A 22,636-nucleotide genomic window follows, 5' to 3' on the forward strand; every position below is an offset into this window, starting at 1 on the left:
AATCCAGTCGAGGTCACTATAAAATACCGCAACACACTTGTAAACAAGTAGTTGTGGTTTTTTTATGCTTTAGATTGTACGATTTCTGTACGGCTGCTTGTTTTTCCTAATGTTATTACTATAATTCAAATATTTCTATAAAGGCATTTTAAGGCTTTAATTCTCTCATTGTTAATATTAAGGAAGACGTTATTTACGCTTATATCATGTGGTAAATTATAATAATAGTGTTTATTGCCATAATAAATAAAAAAACATAAAGACAACCTACACTTAGTTTCTTTAAAGATGATTTCTTTTTAATTGTCGAATTGCTTGATATAAAATCATCAACCTCTATTAAATGACCATTGCTGTCTCTTTTGGGTCTATAGCCTAAAGTTCCTACAAACCCCCTTATTTTATTCTGACACTTTGAAACATCAACAATTTCGTTATTCATTGCGTATTCATAATTGAATGCATTATTTTTAAACGAGTCGCAATAAGAACAACAATTGTTTTTTGTAATGACTACTACCTCCATTTTATAAGACTCGAGTGGAAATATGCTTTTTAATTCGCTATCAATGGCTAATTGTTTTAACCTTGTGTCTATAGTTTTTTCATGTTTTATTCTGTAATTAGACATTGCGAAATAAATGCTAGAAAGTGATTTGTTTAGCTCATAAATGTTCTTTGTCTTATTAGGGATGTCATTTAATAGATAGTTATAGTAAGCCCATAGAACTGCTTTATGATTAGCATCAATATGGTTCTTTGTAAATTTATTATAAAAGTCAATTAATACCTTGTCTTTATATTTTAAAATATGGTTTATACTATTATTTCTAGGGACAAGAAGCCATTCAATTCCTGTTTTTCGTTTTGCCATATCTTGAGTTTTCTCAAAAACAAGGAAGTTTATTCTTGCAGATTGAAACAAGTTAAAATAATTTTGTAATACTTTTGTATAGAAATGTGTGTAAAATTCAAAAGAGGCATAACTAAATAGTCGTGCCTCTTTTTTTTGCTATGAAAGTTACTATTGCCATGAATAGTAAGTTAAATGTATTACAAAAATAATTAATGACAGATTAAAGTAAAGACTATTTATCTTTCCTGTCAGTATAGTATCTTATTAAGTGAATAATATAAGATTAGTTTTAGACTAACCCCAAAGCTATCATTTGCTTATTAGATAGATTAGCTAAAATTCCTTTTTTACGATTGTAATCTTTGATTGCACCATTTAGAGTAAACAACCTAACTATTGCCCATATTCCAGCCCCACCAAAGGTAATATAAAATAAGATTTGAGTTCCCACTTTATCCATAGACCCATAGCTCCATCCGAAGAATAAAAACAGTAACCAAATCACAGTTGTGTTTAATTTACCTGACTCATACATTAATAAATTCTCTACTGACTCATCCATAATTTTTTTTTAATGACTATTTAATTATTACACCTTTTAGCTTTTGCTAAACGTGGTCTTGTCTCCTATAAAATAGCAACTGTCGTAAAACTAACTCTTTATTTTAGAAACCCAAACTAATCAACCTTTAATTTAAAGATTCATACGACACAGAATGTCATTTTTCTCAAAAGAACAATGTCGAAATTTGATATTATCTATTTAAGGAAGAATTTATCTATTTCCTTCGGGTCGATAGTTTCTATCCCCTCAATTTGTTTGAGCAGCTTCAAATATCTTTTTGTTAGTTTCCCTTTGTACGTTTTCTTAAAGTGCTTACTATAAAGCTCCTCATAGATTTTATCTGTCTTAAAATACGCTCCCATTGATTTCCCTAATAGCCTGAACGACTTACTATACGTTTGACTTTCATACATAACACCTTTGAAGGCTTCACGATGTAGAAACAAACCACCCACTAAATACAAGTTTCTACACCGCTTCATTGTTTGAGGACAAAGAAAATACCACACAACACCCTTGCCTAAATTAGAAGGTACAGAAACCAAAAGTACTTTGTAGTTTTTAGGTTCTCCATTTGCTTTATAGTTTAAATGTACATAAGGCTCTGAGCTAACTGTATTCACTTTTATTGAGATAGTAGATTTACTGCCACCTCTACTAGTCCAGTGTACATCACCATTTTGAATATTTCCCTTATCTAAATACCTCCATTCTTTGAGTTTAGTAATCTTTAATTTAAGAACATCATCGTATAAAGTAGGAAAAGAATATTGTTTTGGCATATTGTAGTTTTGATTTGAAACCTAAATCCTTAGGAAACATTAATTTGTATTATTTAAGTTTTTTAATCTCGTATGATGGAATTACTCCAATTTCTTTTACAAAAACATCATTCATAATTTCAATAGTTTTGACTCGGTCTTTAGTTTTTACAATAACAGAATCATGAATAGTAAATGGTACAATTCCATTATCAACTAATTTCTTTGCAATGCAGTCTATAAATAAGTAACTCTCAAGACTTTGCAAGTAGATTGGTAGCGTTCTATGGTCTTTTACTTTTAAAGCTTTTATCACCTCGTAAACAAAGGGAAAAACACTTGCAAATATCTTTTTATCATCTTCGTAAGGCACAAATTTTTTATACCCTTTATAGCATTCGTTTCGAGAAAACAAAACTTTAATCACTATGTCCTTTACTGTATCTCTTACAACTCCAAAAGGTTGAACAAGGTCATCGTACAATGCTCCTTCCAAAGCTGAATTAAAGTAGTTTCTAAATTCCGCCATTAAAGGTTTTTCGTTGTTTTGGTGAATTAATAAAACTTGGTTAATCCTTTTAACACCAAAGGCTTTGACGAGGTTCACTTCATTTAAATAACAACATAAGGTATCCCTATTGTTTATAATACTATCTATCAATACTCCTAATAGAAAAGGTTGTGAGTTCTTTAAATCGATACTTACATAATCACCAATAATAAATTGCTTTAAATCACTTTTTAAGTTGGTTAGATTTGTGTCTAGCCTTCTGTTGGTTCTGTTTCTTTTGAAGTACCTAAACCTTTTATCTTCAATATGATTAATCGCTGTCAAATAAGGTAATTTCTGATTGTCATTTGCGTTGATTTCTGTCCATTTAATTGCACTTTGATAATCTAACTCAACTTTCATAAGTTCATCGTACATTGCCTTTAAATAAGGCTCTAGCCTATTGATGTGTGACTTACTTTTATAACGTTGCTTTATCAGACTTTTACTCAATTTAGATTCTTTCACTAATTTTATTTGGCAGAAGTCTTTTACAAATACTGGATTAATCTTATAACCTAAAGACTTAACTCCTGGTTTGTAAAGATTATCGCTTATTATAAATTCACCATTCTTTAGTGTTTTAATGTATCTCTCTATATTACTAACAGTTACACTCTTTATAAATTCATTATTTAACGAAAAGTATTCTTTCTTTTTGTATTGTATTTGCTTTAAAATCAAGTAATGAATTACATAATAGAAATAAGTTATTTCAAATTTGAAGATAGGCGAGTGCTTACTTAAATAACTATGTAATTCTTTAACTAACAGATCGGGCAAATACAAGATTATTGGCTTGTATACCCTCATCACTAAAAGAGTTTTAATTGGTTAGAATTAGTTAACTTTTCAAACTCCTTTGGATTGGTGGTTAACAAGTGTGCCATACATCTCGTGAACGGACAAACAACCTCATCAATTGACTGTACTAGATAGCCGTTTTTTTCAAGTGTTCTTTTGTATCTACACCCAGCTTCAATAGGTATTTCCAAAACTGTACAAAGAGCTTTTTTCGTTGTTGTAATATACTTTAGAGATACATAAAACAAATACTCTTCAGAGTAACTATTTTTTAGTTCTTTAAGAGACAATCCAGTTCCTTTTTCAATTTGATTTTTAATGTACTGTAAGTTCAAATACTTATCTTTACCTATTCCGTTTGCGTGCGGTGTTATAGGGTTATGTTTGTTGTCTACATTCATAACCTTATTTTTTTAAAGGTTTTAAACTCTCTAAAATCTCACTTCGCTTGTAATAATTCTTATTAGCGAGCTTGTATACAATAATTTTTTGACTGTTTTGCCAATGCCACAAAGTGCTGGAGTTGATTTGTAGAAGTTCCAAAACTTGTCCTCTACTCATCAAATCATCTTTTGAAGTCTGATTGTTTAGTTCATTTTTAAAGTCCTCTAGTTGACTTTTAACGCCTTCTTTGATTAATTGAGTTAAACCCTCAGGAGTTACATTTTGTAATAAAATTGAATTTGTCATTTACCTATTTTTTTAATTATTAATAGGCAAATATTGATTTGAAGTTGACCTTTGAAGCTGTACGTTTTGACCTATTCCAAGGTTATCTTAAGGTTGTTCTTGTATTGAGTATAATCGTTTTTTCTTTGGATGTTTGGTCTTGAATCCAAACTCAGCTTTTTTATTTCTGTTATCACACCATCAAAGTACTCTTTATTAATCCATACGATAAAATGTTTTAACTCAATTGTATCTTGAAAATAGTTATCTTCCATCATTAACTGAAAGACCACAGTTAAATCTGTTTTACTGCTAGCTGTAATATTCTTATTAATTCGGTATATCTCCCATACCTTAAACGTGTTACCTTTGAAAATTCGATTATGTAATTTCTTTTTAACCTCATAAGTATCAGTCTTTGTGTTTTCTGATTGCTGAGGTTTTTTAACTACTAGGGTGTCGTGTTCAATATCAATCTTAATTGATTTAATTTCCTTCTCACAAAAACCAACAAACGAAATACCAAATATATCTTTAGGCTTCATTAATTCCATATTAAAAGTAACTCTAGCAAAATCCAATGAATCGAACTCTAATCTCTCTTTTTTGTATTCTTTTTTTAATAGATTCCAGTATTGAATTTTACCCTCGTTGGAAGGAATACTTTTGCATTCATTTTTATAACTAAACCAAAAGTCGAATTTATATTTGGAAATAAATTTATCCATCTCCAGTTCCTTTTCTATACCATCAATAGTGCTTTGTATTATTCTAATATATTTATGAATAGTTTGTTTGTTTATTGCTTTTTTTAGCTGACCAATAGAATCATCTATAAACTCTTCTCTTTTACCTCCCTCTAATCTTTTATAGATGTAAAAAAACAATCGCTTTAATTCGTACAGTCTATCATGGGTATTGCTATACTCTTCTTTATCCTCATTCTCTTTAAATGTTTTAATATTCTGAAATCCAAATCTTTTATGCTTAACATAATGATTTAAGTAATCTAAATCAAACCATTCTACTTTATTCCGTTTACGCCCTAAATAATAGCTGATGGCACTCCCTTTTTGGCTGTTATCACTACTAATATTATCATATTCAAAATGGTCTACAAAAGTAACTTCTGTAGAATCTACGTTATCGGGATTGTACTCTTTTAGTAACGTATCGTAAACCTCGTCAATATTACTGTTGTCTTCGTTTAGTTGTTTTATGAATTTATCAATCATTTTAAATATTATTTCTGAGTTAGTCATTTAGTTTCTGTATCTTATTGTCATTAAATATAACAGATATGGATGTTTTTCAAGGTCAAAATATACTGAGTTTTATAAAAGAACTGCCAAATGATGAATTTTGTTTTAGAATTAATAGGTCACAATACAAAGAATCCATTTTTCATAAAACAATTCTTAGAATGGTACTACAAAAACCTAAATATCAAAAAAATATAAAACAGACATTAGGCGTATAACTCAGTATTATTTTATGTATGAAATGAACCCTAAAAATTAACTTTATTTTTCATTTAAAAATAGTTAGTTATTTCAAGAGCTAAATCTTTGTTGCTTTTACCTATGTAACTTAAGAATAAAGCCTCTGTGCTATGCCCTGTTACATTGATTAAATAAGTAGTTGGTATTTTACCATAAAAGTTTGTTGCAAAACTACGCCTCCCAATATGGCTAGTTGTCAATTCCCATTTAGGAAACAATCCAGCTTCTTTACGGTATTGTTTTACCGCATTTTTACTTTCCTTATCCACAATAAGTTCACTTGTTTTACTGCCTTTAATCTTTTCAGTTAGTTTGGCAATTCTGCAAACTTGTTTTATGTATAAATTATATTTAGGGTCTGAAATCACCTTTGGAAAATCTCCGCTTCTTTTCTCTAATATCTCAATTACTTTAGGATGTAAAGCAACTGTCATTATCTTACCTGTCTTAACTTGTGTAAACTCAATCAAAGGCTTTAAAACCCCTTCCTTATTATTTTCATACCTTATCATTTCTTTTGTGAAACGCATAAAATCAGATACTCTCTGCCCTGTATAACAACTAATAATTAACCAATCTTTTGCATTGTCATAATTATCATTCAAACGCCTTTTATCTATTTTATCTATTTTATCTAAATCATCAAATGATAAATATATCTTCTCTGTCTTCTGCCGAGGTGTTTTTATTTTATCTAACTGGTGACTGGTCTTTAACCCATTATACTTAGCATGATTACATACTGTTTTAATAGTTCTTAGATCTTTTGAAATAGTATTTTGTGCATAGCTGTTTTTCAAACAATAGTTTTCAAAACTTATTCTAAATTTATCATTCACATCAATTATTTGAAATATTCTTCTTTGCTCTAATTGAAACCGCTGTAATAGATGTTTTGATACATTATACTTTTTTAAAGTCCCCTTTGTTATTTCGTTTTTCTTACTCTCTGTAAAGTATTCAAAGTACTTTAACAGCTCTGTGGGTAGATCTTCGGTTTCTTTTATAGGATTGTAATACAAATCAATTTGAGTTTGCAACCAGTCTTTGTTTACCTCATCAGGATTAGCAGAATTAAAAGAGTTTATAATCTGGTTTTCAATTTTGTTTAATTCAGCATTTATTTCTGTTTGTTTATTAGCAACATCAATATTTTTAGACTTCTTTTTATGTTGCTTGCTCCAATATTGTTTTGAAACCTCTACTTGCGTTTTACTGCCATAAACATAGTCAATACCATTATGCCTAAATAACAAACGTAATATTAAACTTGATTTGTCTTTTGTTGAACGAAATAAATAATTAACTGATGCCATATTATAAATGTTATTAGTAATACAAATATAATATTTATGTACAGTAATTGTACGGTTAAATGCAAATTGTTTAAAATTATTGCAAACTACATCAATAAACAATACATTTACAAAACCTTACAATCATTACATTTACAGGCATTAACCAAACGAACAGTAAGATTTTAGAGTATTGCACTTTTCACCAATCGTAGTTCAGTCGAGGTCACAATGGTAAAGTTAACCAACAAATAATTCGTGCTAATACATAGTTAAAAGACTGTGTATTAGCCTTTTTTGTTTATTAACCTTTTATACCATTAAATAAAATGATCTCCAATGACTTAATTTTTGACACGAGGATTGACACAACTAAAATATACGTGTCAATGAAAACAAGATTTGTATTAAGAAAAGACAATAACAAAAAAGTGGTCCCAGTATATTTACATATTACCGGAGGATCAAAAAGAGAACGTCTTAACCTTGACTTAGAGGTAGACAAGCGTTTATGGAACGACAAAAAACAGCGTCTGAAAACAAAAAACACCGACAACTTTAATTATATCAGGGATCTGAATTTGATTTTAGATAATATTGAAGCCAAAATAACTAACGTCAAAACCGTATACAGATTATCTGATCAAATCATCTCGCCTTCTATATTAAAAAAAGAATTAATAGATGGATTGCCTCGGGTAAACTTCTGTAGCTACTTTGGACATAAACTAAAAGAGGAAAAAGAATTTCTAAAACCTGGCACATATAGAAAACTCGTGTCAAATCTAAGCAACCTAAAAGGATACAACGAAGAGATATTTTTCAACGACCTTACAAGTTCTTTTTTCACAAACTACAAACTCCACTTAAAAAAGAAAGGAAACTTAGATACGACTATTAATTCTAATTTAAAATCTATAAAAAAGTTTTTAAGACTGGCAATAAAGGACGGTATCAAAATTCCTATAAGCATAGACGATATCATAACAGGCTCTACACTCGGAAACAGAACCTCTTTAAAACCAGCAGAAGTAAAAAAATTATTTGAATTTTTTAATTCTCAATTTATCATACCTACGCATAAATTGATTCTTGGTTATTTTTTATTCTCGTCAATGACTGGATTACGATTTTCCGATGTGATGCATATAGTCAGATCTGATTTTGATGATGACTTCTTACAATTTTTAAGTCAAAAAACACAAAAGTCACAAACGATCTCTTTAAATAAAAGAGCGAAAGAAGTGATTGAGAACTGCGAGGATCTTTTTGTCACAAAATACACCAACGAATTTATAAACCGTGAGCTCAAAAAAATAATGAAATCTCTAGGAATAACTAAAAAAGTATCATTTCATGTTGCACGACACACTTTTGCTACTAACTATTTAAGAGTAGGAGGGCGAATTGAAAAACTACAAATGTTACTCGGACACTCCACTATTTCAATGACAATGGTTTACGTTCACATAGTATCAGCAGAGGCAAATGAAGACATTCATCTATTAGATGATTTATTTTAATATTCGTTAATTCAATCTAATAGGATCTTCAATGGCAACTGTCTCTATTTCTACCTGATGTAAACCTTCTTTTAACAGGGTTCTCGATTGACTTTTTACAATATGGTATTTTCCGTAAGCGAAAATTTTCTTTTTTAAATTTTTTAAATTTTCAGAATTAATCAAAAAAGACCAGGAATAAAAAAGACCGCTCACACGAATAGTGAGCCACGAAAAATAAAATTCAGCAAAAAGATTGCTCAATGCAAAAAAAGAAGTCGCTTCCGTGGCATTAATCCCGTTATCGTTCAGACCGCTATACATTAAAAATATAGTCGTTAAAGAACTACTACTCTCGCTGTCGTATGAGCTATTAACACCACCTCTCTGAAGGTGAACTAAAGAAACAACGTCTAATTCTATCTCCTCGGTATTGTCATCTGACAAGTCTGTATTAGACACTCCTTTATAGTTGAAAAACAAATATTCTTTTGTTTCAGAATCAACTTTTCTAAAAAGCAACACGCCTAAATTAGAAGGCTCTTTGTAAGGATAAACAACCTCGTATTCTGTTAAATTAAAAGCAACTTCTTCTTTCAAAGAATTTGTAATAAAATTCATATAAACCACAGTACCCGATACCTCTAAAGATATGTTCATTAGCTTTTTCAAAGTAGTGATAAGATCTCCGAATGTAATATCAGGAACTACCTGAGAAAGATCTATTTCATTTTTAAAATCAACATCTAAAACCACATCATCAACAACCTCAGTAACGACTAAATCACAAGGAATGTCTGATTTTGCCCCTACATAATAAACTTTCACCCCTAAAAACCCTATATTATCAGGGGTAAAAGTAAAATCAATTTCTTCCGTTACAACATCTCCTGGCAAATAGCCATTATCTGAGAACAAGCGTCTATAAAAATAATAAACAACATTCCCAAACATAGAATCGTTACTTATATGAAATATCGAGGCAGTACCCTCTACGCCTATTTCCAGGGTCACGGTGCCTGTAATTCTATATTTCTTGCCATTAGCGAGAGGTATATGTTTTTCACCTTCCCAGACGCCATAAATCGAATCCAAATCAGAGTCTTGGATAAGAACAGTCTGCTCATACAAATTTAATTTAAACCACTCCGCATCCTTATACACAAGCAATTTCTTTACTTCTGGATGCTCAATAAAATCTCCTTTCAAAACATAACCCGCATCAGAAAAACCAACGGTTAAGACATGTAGTAAATAAGGAAATGGTTGAATTATATTTTTATTATACCGAACGCCTGACGACGTGAAATTTGTCAGAAATGCTCCTTCTTTATAATTATTGATAGTGCCTTCAAAAGTCTCCCAAGTAAGCTCAGTATCGGGGTAATTGTCTGTATGGATTTGCGGAAAGTTATAATTCACGTCTGGCCAAGTTTTGTCAATTATATTTTCTGCATCGGTTATTATTGACTCTACTATTTTTTGCTCCAAAGGAAAATCCGTTAGCTCCTTTTCCCAGTTCGGAAACTCATCAAAACCGTAGCGCAACACAAACTCTACAGACAGGCCCTCAAATGAAATAATTTCAAATTTAGCGGCCTCTAAGACGTTTTCGAAAACATATGTTACCTCAAAAAAATAATTTTTAGTTGTATTATTGTCTTCTAATAAATAATTGAATGCTTTCAGCAAATCCCCTTCAAGATGAATAGTAAACGGAAATGAATATTTAGTAAAAAACTGATCTGAAAACCAATAATTATCTTCTACTATCTCTATTTCGCAGGTGCTTAAATCTAATTCAAAATCTGTATGTACTATTTTGTGCATCAGTTGGGTTGTTTATATGAAATAATAAATCGAACTGGAAGAGTTCTTCTCCGGAATCTAAAGTTCTTATTTTTTTAGACAAAGGAACTAAACACAAATAAACAGTATCAGAAACAACAAGCCAAGCTCGCTTATTCAAGATCAAACTATCTAAACTTATCGTATCTGTTTTTAAAACATGTCCGGTATTTATCGTTAAAGCAACCTCCTTAGTAGTGTCTACGATTTTTAAAACTTCCTGAAAATCTTCCCTGTATTTCTGCTTAAGTCGCGTGTATTCCTCATCAATATAATAACCGCCCGTACATTGAAAAGCAGACAATAGATTATATTCATTTTCAAAATACAACTGGGTTGAATACAAAGTTGAAGGAAATACTAAAATTTCATAAAAAATATTTGTCTCAGAAATTTTAACCTTAAAACAATCTCCTTGTTCTCCGTTAAAATTAGCTACATCAACCATGATCGTATACACATTGTTCTTGTCATCAGCAACGACTTCAATGCTTTTCTGCAATACGTTATTTTTATAAACCAACAACAGATAACTGCCTTCAGGTAACAAAAATGACACATTAACTACCCCTTCTGAAGTTACTCTACAAGGGTGATAATTTCGCTCTAACAGAGCTGTATTGTTTTCAAAAAGATATGGTTTATTGCCTGCTATAAACTTTACGCCCTCTAAAATTACTGTATCAATCAACTCTCCATCAATCTGCCCCAGCTCATTACAAATAATAGTAACTGTTACTGTTTTATATTGAAAGCCAGGAACAAAATTAGAATAATCATCAATCCTACTCATATAGCGATGAATAATTTCACTTATATTAAATTTTTGATATTTTTGAAACAAAGGTATTTTGTAATTTAAAATCTTAGTTTTTAAACTACTTTCATAAAAATCAAAATAGGATATTTGTAATTCCACAGAAAAATAAGTACCCTCTGCATCGGTAGAGAATTGTAAATACTCACTACCTAACGTAAAAGCAAAATCTTTAGTGTTGTAAGGAAACTGAACCATATTTATAATTTATTTCTTGAGATTAAAGACACATAACTATCTATTGTTTTTTTCATTTGCTTTCCTGTTTTCAAATCATTACTTAAATAAGCGATCACCCCGTCTTTATCTAATTTTTCTAAAACAGCGGTATTCCTGTTTAACGCTATCAGTAAAGACGCATTATAAGATACGTCTGAAGATGAAGTCTCTGAAATATTTTCCGAAATTTTAGAACCAACAACAGAAGCGTAGTAACCAGTTTCAAACCCTTTTACTCTAGAGATTTCTCGATGAAGAGATTGTTTTACCTCTGGTGATATTTCTTTATAAGCCGCACCATCAATAATCAACTCAGGCTCGTTGGGTCCTTTTTCACCTGCCAAGAAATCACCTCTGGGAGTTGAAAACACGGTTGGCTCATATACCATTCCTGTTTTGGTTTCACCTCCATACACCGCAGAAAAGTCTTTGCCATCCTGTGCTCTTACCACATCATACATACCCCCTTCAAACCCTTGAATAGTTGCAGCTGCTATTTGCGCCAACTGCACACCTGCAGTTATCTTTGTTGTTAATGCCTGCTTAGCACCTACAGCGGTATTTGTGATAATTGCAGCAGGAGCTAAGAAAGGACCGAGCAATAACGCTTGAGCATTCGCAGCAGATGTTGAGGCACTAATAATACCTAACGCCTTAGCAGCGCCAACAATAACCTCATTAATAGCCATCGCTTTTTCTATACCAAACATCAATTTATAAATAGCTGTTTTCTGCCCAAAAACAGCTCCCAATAAATCTACTCCAGAATAAAGTAAATTCTCTTTTGCCGCTTCTAATTCTTGGTCAGCTTTTAACTGAGCGGCCATCGATTTTTTATCAAGCTTTGCGTATTTTAAATCCTTTGCGGCTTTATCATCTAATTCCTTTTCATCCCATTTTGATCTAATTTCATCTAATTCAAATTGTTTGGCCTCTTCAAGACCAGCTGCTAGTGTAGTTTCAAACCCTGCTTCCTCTGCCATCTGTTCAAACTTTCTCTCAATCCGCATAAGTTCTTCCTCTTTTTCTCGCTGATCTTCATTAAACTTCAGCAACTCTTTTCGCAACGCCTCATCAGCCTCAAAAGCCTCTAAAAATTCTTTTAATTTTAATTTGGAAGAAATAATTGCCTGATCTTCTGGAGACAAATCCTCTGAAGGAGTTACAACTTTCGGTTCTACTAAAACCCAACTCCTATTTTTAAAAACACATTCAACTCCTCCTATCAATTTCGTGTCTCCTTCTTTATAAAGAGGGTCTGGAGAAGGAGGAACATCGGGCTTAACGGAATCAACCACACCTAACCTAACCTTGAGCTCATTTCTTTTTTCCAACAACACATTACCAATATCATTAACGTGATTTAACTTCTCCTGCGTCTTTCTTAAAAGAAGTAACTGATGATTAAATTCGACCGTAGAATTTACAAGCCTTCCGCCCTGCTGAGGACCTGCCTGTTTTAACAAATCAGCGGATTGTTCCATTAAACTAACATTGTCCTTCAACACAATACCGTACTTCTCCATCTGTTCACCCAACAAACTCCTAACCTTAATTTCTTGATTTATAAAAGCTGTTTTTTTTTCTGCAACAATTTTATTATGCTCATCAATACCTTCATCTTTTTTTTGAAGAATAATCTTATTAATAAGCTGATCATTAACCTTTCTTAAAGCTACTGTTAATTCTTCGTTTGAAACCTTCTCAGCGTCAATAGTACTCAGCAGAGTTGGATACTCTTTTTTTAAATTCCTAATAATTGTAAGACGGGCTTCGGAAGAAGTATTTACATCTTTTATTATCGACTCTAACAAAAATAAATTGATCCGCTGTCCTTCAATATTTTCAGATAGTTTTTTGGTTGGAGAAATTAAACCCGTTACGAGCTGTATCATGCTTGTTAAACCCTTAACTACAGCTTGCGAAGAAAAGGCACCGTAAATTTTCTTTTGGAGTTTTTCCAAAGAGGCCGCTAAATTATTGTTTTTTATATTATACTCATTCGTTAAGGAACTAGCTTCTCGCATCGAAACATTTGACAGATCCATCAACTCTCTAAACCTCTCTACGTTATTTCCCGCTGCACCAATAATTTTTTTAACACCATCCGCGTTTAACTTTAACTCCGCTAAAGTCTTAGCCGTCTCAGTTCCATTCATTCCTTTTAACCCTTCAGCAAAAGTTAAAAAGAACTCTGTAGGATCTGTATTAATTAAATGTTCCACCTCCGTAGTAGATATTCCCATCACCTTTGCAAAATCATCTGCACCAGTAGCGGCTGCACCTAAAAAAATTGAATACGCCCTACCTGAAATTTCTGCCAGCACACCACTTTCTTCGAAAGCAGCACCTAAGCTTAAAGCATCAGAAATTGTGGGTTTTAGTGCGTCCGGCAAAGCTCCAACCCTAGTAGCAAAGTTTGCTATATTAGCCTCGGTAGCAACCCCATTAGCTCCTAACTCATTTATAGCAGACCCGATACTTTCATAAGCCTTATCAACTCTAAGATTCTTAGTTTCTTTAAACAGGAGTTTCAACTTACCCAACTTAGCTGCTACCTCACTAACGCCGCCGACAAAACTGTCGCCCAAGGCAACAGTTGCCTTATTCATTACGGTAACAAAATCTTGAATATCTTTTTTTAAAATTCCAATTCTACCTCCCTCTTCAGCAACTTTCAACAAATCAATTCGAGAGGTTCTTGTAGCTAACATTCCAAACGACTTCGTTAATTCATCAACTTCTACCTTAGTCATTCCAGTTGTTTTTTGCACATCAGACTGAGCATCTGACAACTTCCCGTTGTAATCTATCATGCTTTGAAGCCCTAACACAACTCCTGTCATCGTAGCAATAACAGACGCTCCCAAGGCAGCGTACTTATTAAAGCCATTGGCCAGAGAACTTAAAGAAAGACGAGCTCCTTTAGCCTTGCTCTGTAATTTTCCTAGTCTCGCAGAAATTTCCTGTAAATCCTTAGTGTATCTTATATTTGCCGCTGAACCAGGAATAGTATGCTTAAGTTGCATACGAAGTAATTTAGCTTTTTTCTCTAACTGACTCATCGTTAAACCAGTCACGCCGATTTCTTTTTGCAAAGCCGACATACGTACTTTATTGATAGAAAGAGTTTCGTTATTCTTTTTAATTTCTGCGTTTAGAACCTTATACCCCTCTGTTTCCTGTTTACCAGCAGCTTTCAGTTTTTCCCGGGCAGTTTTTAGTTCATTATTTGATTTCGTTAACGAACGAGTGGATTTCTCCAGGTCCAACAATTCCTTTTGTGCAGAATTGCCGTTGATGACGATACTCAACCGAATTTTCTCGTCAGAAATTAACTTAGCCATAAACAGAAATTTGACCAAGATTACTACAAATGAAGTTTTTTTTTAAGACATGAAACAAAAAAACCAATCAAAACCACTCCCCAAAGAAGGGGGAGTTTATGCTTTTATTTATACGACAAATAGGAATACTATTTTTCCATTTTACCACATAACGAATTTTTTAAAAACGAGACAGCTCTAAGCTTATTCCGCCGATCCTCGTTATCGCCTGCTATGTCTAAATCTAAGTACAAGGATAATAAATCATCTAGTTCATTTATTGATTCTCTTACGTTTTTTTGGTACAACTTTTCGGTTAATTCGTTGTTTTTCTCCATTCGTTCTTTAAATTAAATCGCGTGCTTAATCACAGGCATATTAATTTACAATGTATCCTCTACATTATAAAATTTCGATTTAACAGCATCAGTAAACCCATACATCAACTCTCTTGCTAAATTGTTTAAATGCTCATAGATAGGCTTGTTGTGAATAGAATGTCTCTTTTTATTACTTACACCACCTTCATTTTGTCTTGTTTTCATATCCACAAATCTATGCTGCTTTAAAGTAGTGTATATTATTTCATTATCGGTAACGTCAAAGCTGCGGAAAGCCCAAAAAGACGAATCAAAACTAGACATGCGCTTAACTATGTCTTTATCAATTTCTTTTGCCGTAGTAACCAGCACGTGCTTAACAAATTTACCAGAGGCAATTGCCAAGCCTGTTTGATTTCTTTCCTCTCTTAAATTCATTTTTCACGAATTGATATAGCGTCTAAATTAAACAACACCTGTAGCATAGTAGCTAATTTAGTAGTCCTGTGCCTATAATTATAAACTTTCTGTTTATCTAAACCAGATCTCTTTTTAAAATCCTTTTTTGCAACTTCTTCTCTAAATAGTTTTTCAATTTCCTGCGCGTCCATAACCTTATTTTAGTAAACAAATATACGACTATTAGACGAAAGTATCAATTTTTAAATCTATCTGATAACCATCGCAACCTGCTAATTTCCAAATCGGGTTAATATCTATCGAACCAAAATCCAAATCTTTAAGAATTGAACATGTCTTTTGATCTACATGATCAGACAAGAGCAAATCAAATACTTTCTTAGTTACTAATTGACTTTGCTCTAATTTCTCCAAAAAATCATCATGAGTCATTTTAGACCTATCCACTTTATTAAGTATCAAAATAGAAAAATAATCCGCACTTTTTAAAGTTGATAAATCACCTACAGGTTTGTGCTTGGGAATTATACCAAACAATATATATTTATCATTAGACTTACATTCACCTACAAATTTAGTTATTTGACTATCATCCATCACTACTTTTTGAAGCTGAAATTGCGGTATTCTTTCTGCTATTGAGTCAATATAATCTCTGTAATCAGTTATTAGCAACATTGGTTGGGTTTGATTTTAATTGTTCATAGGCATCAAGATCTCTTTTACGAATATCATAAAGACGTATAAAAACTTCCCAAAGCGGGATTTGTCTTAAATCTTCCAAAGAACCAAATATTCCGCTTTCCGCTAAAGTATACTGAATAGAACGAATGCCTATCCCTGGCAAACTGCTTTTAAAATTACTGCCCAATCCAAAATCTTTATACAAAACAGACACGTCTATTTCAACTCCTTGTACATATAATTTTGCCGTTGTTAAATATTTCTGAAACGAAGCAAAAAGCAAATAAAAGCCATAAAACACTCCCACGTTCAGGAATCTTAATTTATAGCAAATCATAGAACTTCTTTCAGAACTATAATTTATTCGAGAATCTGTCATATATGACTTTCCAAATCGTTTGTAAAACGGTTTTTTTTCTCGATAAAAAGTAGCCGTCAACATTTTTAAATAATGCAGTTCTTTGGTTTGGTTAAAATCGGCATAATAGCCTAAAGCGTCAACGTACTCACCAAATTTTACATTATTAAACTCATCACTAGGACCGTAATAATCCCTAAACGCTGTTATTTTATAAATGGGATTATTTATAAAATATAATTTTATTTTTTTTTGATTCTCTTCCGGCACCTTCTCAAAAAAACCTTCAGCTAATTCTGACAAAAGCAATACGTTTTCTAATTTTTTATTCTCAATTTCTATGACACCTCCATCAACACGTTTCATATTCATTAAATAATATACAGCATGCGTCTTCAATTCTTCATAACTAATCTCATCAGTCATGTTCTTAAACAATAAACGGCACATATTTATATATTGCTCCTTTGAACATTCTCCTAAATGCTCAGGAAAATAAACTTTTATGTCAGCTTCAGGAATTTCAACTATATGCATCTCAGATCACTTGTAATTTATTATTCAGAACCACATTATGTCTTTTCATTTCAGATCCAAACTGGAGATCAACTTGAAATTTAATTTCTGCTATTGTAGCCAAATCCAATGGAATAAATTTTGACTTATTATCCTTATCCAGCTTTGCGTATTTGTGAATAAGTTTCGTAATCTCATAACGCAACAACAAACGTTTGTTTTGCTTGTTTTTTACAGCCTGCTTTAAATTTTTATTAATATCATTAAGAGTTCTTTTTCTTCTCCAGCTCTTAAAATAAAGAACAATTTGATTGATAATCTTTTTCATGTTTATTTTAGTGTTTTTCAGTTCTAATATTAGGTTGCTATATACTTATAAAACCATCATTACTATCGGCTTTAAAAACAATAGGAGCAATTTGCTCATCCTCTTTTTTATTCATTTCAGTAACCATGACTTCTAGTTCTAAAAAGGCATCTTTCGCATCTGACTCAAAATAACGAGCCACCGCAAAGGCCTCATTATTCTCTGGAGCTTTGGTTGCTTTTTGTGTCATTCTTTCGGACGAAAATCCCTGTAAGACCCCTTCAGGAAATAATTGCACAGACAAACGACGCATTGACCAAGCTAAAGCACTATAAACACATGCTTCCCTTACCTTATCAAGCAAAGCTTCATTCCCGTTTGCTGGCTCTTTTAAAGAGGTATACAATTCAGATCCTAGCCTTGATTTAATTTCTCTTGTCTCAGCGCGTCGTATTCCTGGAGCTAATTTTAAAAACAAGAGTCTTGAATTTCCAATCGGAAAATACGTATCAAAGTCGCAAGGTGAATTCAAAAACAAACCATGAGTAGCTTTGTAAGCGCTTGTTTCTTTCCAGGAGACAATCGAACTGTCTAAATACTTTATCAAATCATCCAATGCCTCGTAATAACTTCTTTCTAGGGCATTATTATCATTTTCAATCATCCATTGAAATGGTGATTTTTCATTATCCTCAACCCTATTTAAACGGCCTTTTGTTGTGTGGCTAAGATCATTATGAGGTGCGTATTTACGATAAGCCTGAATTGCAATTGGATTTGCTATATTAAAAATAATATCTAAATTCTTTTCTTCAGCTGCTTCTTTTTTAAATTCAACCAAAGCCAAGGCATACATCTCTTTACCAATCAAACCAATAACATCATTGCTTGCTGTTATCAACTTTGGTTTTAATTTATTAAAATCAATATCAACATCTAAAAAGCTTAAATAAATTTCTTTTATATCAATTGTCTCATTAAATAATAACTCCATAATTTTTATTTTTCGTTTCCTGGTCTTTCTGAAGGAGTTGTATCCTCCAAACGCTTTACTTCAACATGATAAAACCCAATCTTTAAATTCTTCTCAGGAAAATTAACTTTCAAAGCCATATTTATGGGTTTACACACAATCATTTCTGGAATATCGTTTTGCGTTTTTAAATAGTTTTCCATAGCGTAATGTTGCTCTCCTCCGCTATTTACCTTAGTTGTTTCGCCCGAACCCCCAATAGCGGAATGCAAACCAATAGAGGTTGCTATTTTTTTTGAAGAATGATCAGAAATATCAATTTGTCCTTTGATAAAATCACGGACACTACTGTCTATTTTTTTTATCTCCCAACCATGTTCTAACAAATTAGTGCCATCTATTTCTAGCGTCTTTTTAGAGTGCCAAAATTTACCTGTATTCTTCTCTGACGATAAAACCCGTGAAATTCCTTTCAGCAACTCACTCTCATAATCCTGTAACATTTTACTCGAATAAACCACACCTCTCGCTTCACAATTATCTTTAAGATCTTCTTCTTTTTGATTCCAAAAGGCTTGTGGCGAAACAATATGAAAAGTTGGATTTATGGAATGCTTAGACAAAGCCTTTAATATCATAGGAACCGCATTAGATCTCCTTAACCATTCCAAGGATCCATAAATATCTGGAACGGCATAATAATCAGCACAAAAGCTAAACATGTTTGAATACATCAAACTTGTTTTTGACTTAAACGGATTTTTGAAATTGAATAACTCATAAACCTTCATATCCGTCAACGCATTCAAGTGTTCAAACGAAAAATCCGTAACCACAGCGTGCGTAGGCTTCACTAACTCTTTATCACACTCAGATGCCAATCGTGTACGATCAATTCCCGAATGCTCAAGCTTTGATATATAATACCGTACCCCTTGAGGAACTCTCTTTGCTTTTCGATAAAATTTAGTAAACGCCCCTTCAACATGCGAATTATCAACATTACAGCGCACTAAATAATCTTCATAGTCCCACTTATCTAACCATGTCTGAACCTCTTCGTCATCAACCCATTCTCTAATTAATTGGTTATTCTCAAACTTTTCTTTATAAAGCTTAGGCCCTTTACCCCACAACAACTGCGTCTTTCTCTTGAACGACCCAGGAGCATCTGAATTCGACTGAACTACTTTTTGTATCTCTTTAGGTAGATCATTATTATCTCCATAAGAATGAATACGCCAGTCACCAATATGATAATCTTTACTAACCCAATCCAACGACTCATCGCCTGATTTGTAATTTGCAAAGTCTCTTGGCGTTTCAGATACCTCGTAAGAAAAGACCATTTGATCAGACTCAACAACTGCTGAGTTATTATGATAACTTATATTCATGGAATTACTTTTTGACCGTTAAACATCATCAATAAAGGATAATAAAAATGTCTGTTCTTATCAGTGGCTCTATCATCATAATCTATATAAGCAATCAACACATCCGACTTATTGCTTTGGTTGTCTCTATAACCACGCCTTAGTATAGCTTTACGAACCACCTTATATCCCCCCTCAGAACTATTCATAGTAGTACTACACCTGAAGAAACCTAAGGCAAAAGGAATATTTACTTCGGATAACTCTCTCATACATCGAAGCGCATCACGTTTCTTTATTGGTTTACTTTCATTCATTATATACTGTATTAAAGCTGTACAAGTATACATACACATATAGTATTCTTTCAGACATGAAAGAATTGGTTCATTCTCTAGCAAGAATGGACTTTGTAGTGGGTTGCGCCTGCCCAAAAGAGCAATCATATATCTAAAAAAACAAGCCTTTGCACGTGCAAAAACAGAAACCAGCGTGACGGGGAGAGTTGTCTTACAACCAATAGAACACCTTTTTACACAAAGGCTTATCTATTGATTGTAAGTAACTTATGTTTTTTTTATTTTATAAACAGTCTTTTTCCTGCTAATCAAAAGTGTTTTTTAACCTATTTATAATTATTACAAATTACGATTGACACAGGAATAATTTTCTTGTTTGGTCGTTTTTTTGTTTACTTTTTTGTACCTTTAAGTACTATTAATCAGTAAATTACATTTTATGAAAACAGTAACTAAAAACGAAAAAAGTACAATTACGAAAAAAAACAACCAACCTACAAAAACGCCCAGAGCAGACAAAAACCCAACCGTTTTAATGATGGCGACAAAGGAAGAAAAAAAAGAGTTGCACAAAATGATTCAAAACTTTGCGCCAACGGCTGAAGAGCGAATAAAAAACGCTGAAAACTTCAAAATTCTAACAACCAAATTTGAGCATTTAAAAGAAAAAAAAGACGAACTAGACAAATTCAAGATTTCGAGCGATGGAACTCAGGAAAAAATTTATTTAGAAAACTCGGAAGGGTTCAAGTTTGAAGTATCAAACACTAAAATAATGGACGAAACCCTAAAACTCCTTGAAAACACCCTAAACGGTATTCTAAGCAATACGAAAAAACAAGTTGAGGATTTTATAATCTAACAACTATTATCAACTGAAACGCTCCCAATTGTCGAGAGTGGGAGCGTTTTTTTCTAAACCGAAAGTTTATGACACTTACAACGATTAAGAGTGACAAAAATAAATCTTTTATTTTGTCCGAACAAGTAAAAAGAATACTTCACGAAAAGGGATTTTTAAAAATCTTTAATTACCCAGATTACAACTATTTTAAGGAGTTAAAAAAAAACGCATTTAATAAAGCCTTTGAAATTGCCACCTTATTTATAGCAGACGATCAAAGCACCAACACCAGCGACTTACAAGACTACATTTTTTAACGATGTATGTCATGAGACCTAAACGAAGAAGCAACACTAAAAGGTACTCAAATGTTTGATTTTAACAACCCAATCGCAACCAAAGGAAATTTTAAAATTTGCTTTGATGGCTTGGCTATGAACAACAAACAGTTGTATTGCTTATATCAAATCTCCCTTTTAGTTGGCTATTTCGATACTTTGGAAAGTGCAAAAAATAAAACAAATACAATTCAATCTTAAAATCATGCGAAATCTTTTTACCATTAAAGAAATTGAAATTTCTTACAATAGCAACACCATAAAAGCAGACAGAACCCGAATCACAAATTCTATAGATACTTTTGAAGTATCAAAGGAGGTGTTTAAAAACTCCATAGAATATAAAGAATCGTTCTTTTTGATGATTCTAAACAATGCAAATGAAATTTTAGGAATTAAAAAAATATCCGAGGGTGGACTTGCGGGAACCGTTGTAGATGTCCGTTTGATATTTCAAACAATTTTAAAAGCACACGGTACAGGTTTTATCATCTTACACAACCACCCAAGCGGAAACCTACAGCCAAGCGAAGCGGACAAAACAATCACCAACACCATCAAACAAGGTGCAAAAGTCCTAAATCTAAACTTATTAGATCATTTAATAATTACTAAAGAAAACTACTTCAGTTTCGCAGACTCTACAATCTTATAAATTATGGAAAACCTACACGAACAAATTTTTTCTTGTGCTACACGAGAGGAAAAAAAACAACTGTTAAAACAACTGAGCAAAACAGTATGCTAAAAACAAGAGACACTCCAAACGAGTTAAAACGTTTTAACTCGCTTTTTTCTTCCTTTGGTTATAAATACGATTTAAGCCGTTTATTTGATGACTTTTTAACGATTGTTATTTGTGTATTTGCTAGGCAAACCGAAGAAGAACTATATTTTGAAACCATAAAAGGCTACACTAAAAAAGAATTAAATGTGTTTGCTAAACTATTAGCCGAGTTACTTATTATTTACGACAAAGCCAGAAAGGACGAATTTTGGACCGACCCACTAGGCACGTATTACGAAGTACTAGCAAGCAACACAAAAAAAAGCGGATTTGGTCAGTTTTTTACACCGCAATGTATTTGCGATTTAATGTCGCAATTTGTTTTAGGTGCTAACGAATGGGGGAAAAGAATAAATGACCCTTGTAGCGGAAGTGGCAGATTGATATTATCAGCCAACAACCAAACCGAAGGAAATTATTATATCGCGCAAGATTTAGATGCTATTTGTTGCAAAATGACTGCTATAAATATGTGCTTTCATGACATCAGAGGAGAGGTACATCATATGAATTCCCTAAGCAATAAGCCGCCACGGGTTTCGTATTCTATAAATTACGAGTTTCATAAACACAAAACGCCGCTTATACTGCTTAAAAGACCTGTTAAACAGGTCTTTTAACGTCTTTTCCCTAAAAAAAATCCCGAAAAACGGTACTTATGTTCCGTTTTTCGGGATTTTACGCCCTACTGGGCTTTAAC

The 22,636-nt window shown here is 32.5% G+C and carries 25 protein-coding genes and 1 pseudogene; 6 read left to right on the plus strand and 20 right to left on the minus strand.

Translation table 11 applies throughout. The features are described 5' to 3' along the window. Positions 1 to 199: 199 nt before the first annotated feature. From V5787_RS06945 to V5787_RS06975, 7 genes are all read right to left on the minus strand, one after another. Positions 200 to 874 carry a hypothetical protein gene (locus tag V5787_RS06945; RefSeq protein WP_336892531.1) on the minus strand — a complete coding sequence of 225 codons (675 nt, stop codon included), beginning with the start codon at positions 872 to 874 and terminating at the stop codon, positions 200 to 202. A 271-nt stretch (positions 875 to 1,145) separates the two neighbouring features. Then, positions 1,146 to 1,418, minus strand: coding sequence for a hypothetical protein (locus V5787_RS06950; RefSeq protein ID WP_336892532.1), 273 nt, complete (start codon positions 1,416 to 1,418; stop codon positions 1,146 to 1,148). 197 nt (positions 1,419 to 1,615) lie between these two features. Further along, positions 1,616 to 2,203, minus strand: coding sequence for a hypothetical protein (locus V5787_RS06955; protein WP_336892533.1), 588 nt, complete (start codon positions 2,201 to 2,203; stop codon positions 1,616 to 1,618). 49 nt (positions 2,204 to 2,252) lie between these two features. Continuing rightward, on the minus strand, positions 2,253 to 3,416 hold the full coding sequence (locus V5787_RS06960) for a hypothetical protein (protein ID WP_336892534.1): 1,164 nt from the start codon (positions 3,414 to 3,416) through the stop codon (positions 2,253 to 2,255). A 131-nt stretch (positions 3,417 to 3,547) separates the two neighbouring features. Beyond that, positions 3,548 to 3,937: a hypothetical protein gene (locus tag V5787_RS06965; protein WP_336892535.1), complete on the minus strand. Its 390-nt coding sequence runs from the start codon at positions 3,935 to 3,937 to the stop codon at positions 3,548 to 3,550. 4 nt (positions 3,938 to 3,941) lie between these two features. Next, positions 3,942 to 4,226, minus strand: a complete 285-nt coding sequence (locus V5787_RS06970) for a DNA-binding protein (protein ID WP_336892536.1) — start codon at positions 4,224 to 4,226, stop codon at positions 3,942 to 3,944. A 71-nt stretch (positions 4,227 to 4,297) separates the two neighbouring features. Further along, complete coding sequence (locus tag V5787_RS06975) at positions 4,298 to 5,467, minus strand: hypothetical protein (RefSeq protein ID WP_336892537.1); 1,170 nt, start codon at positions 5,465 to 5,467, stop codon at positions 4,298 to 4,300. A 92-nt stretch (positions 5,468 to 5,559) separates the two neighbouring features. Between V5787_RS06975 and V5787_RS06980 the strand changes: the two are divergent. Then, a pseudogene (locus V5787_RS06980) lies at positions 5,560 to 5,685 on the plus strand (IS1595 family transposase); the annotation flags it as partial. Between the two features lie 54 nt (positions 5,686 to 5,739). Here V5787_RS06980 and V5787_RS06985 read toward each other — a convergent pair. Next, positions 5,740 to 7,023 carry a phage integrase SAM-like domain-containing protein gene (locus V5787_RS06985; RefSeq protein WP_336892538.1) on the minus strand — a complete coding sequence of 428 codons (1,284 nt, stop codon included), beginning with the start codon at positions 7,021 to 7,023 and terminating at the stop codon, positions 5,740 to 5,742. 368 nt (positions 7,024 to 7,391) lie between these two features. Here V5787_RS06985 and V5787_RS06990 point away from each other — a divergent pair, with 368 nt between their 5' ends. Next, positions 7,392 to 8,525: a site-specific integrase gene (locus V5787_RS06990; RefSeq protein WP_336892539.1), complete on the plus strand. Its 1,134-nt coding sequence runs from the start codon at positions 7,392 to 7,394 to the stop codon at positions 8,523 to 8,525. Positions 8,526 to 8,531: 6 nt separating this feature from the next. Here the strand turns inward: V5787_RS06990 and V5787_RS06995 are convergent, their stop codons facing one another. The 12 genes from V5787_RS06995 to V5787_RS07050 all read right to left on the minus strand — a co-directional run bounded on the left by V5787_RS06995 (position 8,532) and on the right by V5787_RS07050 (position 19,985). Beyond that, complete coding sequence (locus V5787_RS06995) at positions 8,532 to 10,334, minus strand: hypothetical protein (protein ID WP_336892540.1); 1,803 nt, start codon at positions 10,332 to 10,334, stop codon at positions 8,532 to 8,534. Then, positions 10,306 to 11,367 carry a hypothetical protein gene (locus V5787_RS07000; RefSeq protein WP_336892541.1) on the minus strand — a complete coding sequence of 354 codons (1,062 nt, stop codon included), beginning with the start codon at positions 11,365 to 11,367 and terminating at the stop codon, positions 10,306 to 10,308. Before V5787_RS07000 ends, V5787_RS06995 begins: the two co-directional genes overlap by 29 nt. 2 nt (positions 11,368 to 11,369) lie before the next feature. Beyond that, positions 11,370 to 14,735 carry a phage tail tape measure protein gene (locus tag V5787_RS07005; protein WP_336892542.1) on the minus strand — a complete coding sequence of 1,122 codons (3,366 nt, stop codon included), beginning with the start codon at positions 14,733 to 14,735 and terminating at the stop codon, positions 11,370 to 11,372. Between the two features lie 128 nt (positions 14,736 to 14,863). Then, entirely contained in the window at positions 14,864 to 15,052 is a 189-nt protein-coding gene (locus V5787_RS07010) for a hypothetical protein (protein ID WP_336892543.1), read from the minus strand. Positions 15,053 to 15,097: 45 nt separating this feature from the next. After that, positions 15,098 to 15,472 carry a hypothetical protein gene (locus V5787_RS07015; protein ID WP_336892544.1) on the minus strand — a complete coding sequence of 125 codons (375 nt, stop codon included), beginning with the start codon at positions 15,470 to 15,472 and terminating at the stop codon, positions 15,098 to 15,100. Beyond that, a complete protein-coding gene (locus V5787_RS07020) occupies positions 15,469 to 15,645 on the minus strand; it encodes a hypothetical protein (RefSeq protein WP_336892545.1) in 177 nt (58 codons plus the stop codon). Before V5787_RS07020 ends, V5787_RS07015 begins: the two co-directional genes overlap by 4 nt. A 31-nt stretch (positions 15,646 to 15,676) precedes the next feature. Further along, positions 15,677 to 16,132: a hypothetical protein gene (locus tag V5787_RS07025; RefSeq protein ID WP_336892546.1), complete on the minus strand. Its 456-nt coding sequence runs from the start codon at positions 16,130 to 16,132 to the stop codon at positions 15,677 to 15,679. Next, complete coding sequence (locus V5787_RS07030; RefSeq protein ID WP_336892547.1) at positions 16,116 to 17,033, minus strand: hypothetical protein; 918 nt, start codon at positions 17,031 to 17,033, stop codon at positions 16,116 to 16,118. Before V5787_RS07030 ends, V5787_RS07025 begins: the two co-directional genes overlap by 17 nt. A gap of 1 nt (position 17,034) precedes the next feature. Continuing rightward, positions 17,035 to 17,340, minus strand: a complete 306-nt coding sequence (locus V5787_RS07035) for a hypothetical protein (protein ID WP_336892548.1) — start codon at positions 17,338 to 17,340, stop codon at positions 17,035 to 17,037. Between the two features lie 37 nt (positions 17,341 to 17,377). Then, positions 17,378 to 18,313 (minus strand): DUF6712 family protein, encoded by a 936-nt coding sequence (locus tag V5787_RS07040; protein WP_336892549.1) that lies wholly within the window; start codon positions 18,311 to 18,313, stop codon positions 17,378 to 17,380. A 5-nt stretch (positions 18,314 to 18,318) separates the two neighbouring features. Continuing rightward, positions 18,319 to 19,689, minus strand: coding sequence for a hypothetical protein (locus V5787_RS07045; RefSeq protein ID WP_336892550.1), 1,371 nt, complete (start codon positions 19,687 to 19,689; stop codon positions 18,319 to 18,321). Next, positions 19,686 to 19,985 (minus strand): hypothetical protein, encoded by a 300-nt coding sequence (locus V5787_RS07050; protein WP_336892551.1) that lies wholly within the window; start codon positions 19,983 to 19,985, stop codon positions 19,686 to 19,688. The genes V5787_RS07045 and V5787_RS07050 overlap by 4 nt, the downstream gene beginning before the upstream one ends. A gap of 421 nt (positions 19,986 to 20,406) precedes the next feature. On the opposite strand from V5787_RS07050, the gene V5787_RS07055 reads away from it, so the two are divergent. The 4 genes from V5787_RS07055 (at position 20,407) to V5787_RS07070 (ending at position 22,556) form a co-directional block, all read left to right on the plus strand. After that, on the plus strand, positions 20,407 to 20,829 hold the full coding sequence (locus V5787_RS07055) for a hypothetical protein (RefSeq protein ID WP_336892552.1): 423 nt from the start codon (positions 20,407 to 20,409) through the stop codon (positions 20,827 to 20,829). A gap of 68 nt (positions 20,830 to 20,897) precedes the next feature. Then, entirely contained in the window at positions 20,898 to 21,128 is a 231-nt protein-coding gene (locus tag V5787_RS07060; protein ID WP_336892553.1) for a hypothetical protein, read from the plus strand. A 226-nt stretch (positions 21,129 to 21,354) separates the two neighbouring features. Continuing rightward, positions 21,355 to 21,804: a JAB domain-containing protein gene (locus tag V5787_RS07065; protein WP_336892554.1), complete on the plus strand. Its 450-nt coding sequence runs from the start codon at positions 21,355 to 21,357 to the stop codon at positions 21,802 to 21,804. A gap of 86 nt (positions 21,805 to 21,890) precedes the next feature. Next, entirely contained in the window at positions 21,891 to 22,556 is a 666-nt protein-coding gene (locus V5787_RS07070) for an N-6 DNA methylase (RefSeq protein ID WP_336892555.1), read from the plus strand. Positions 22,557 to 22,636: the final 80 nt, after the last annotated feature.

This window comes from Flavicella sp. (assembly GCF_037132785.1).
Lineage (GTDB): Bacteria > Bacteroidota > Bacteroidia > Flavobacteriales > Flavobacteriaceae > Flavicella.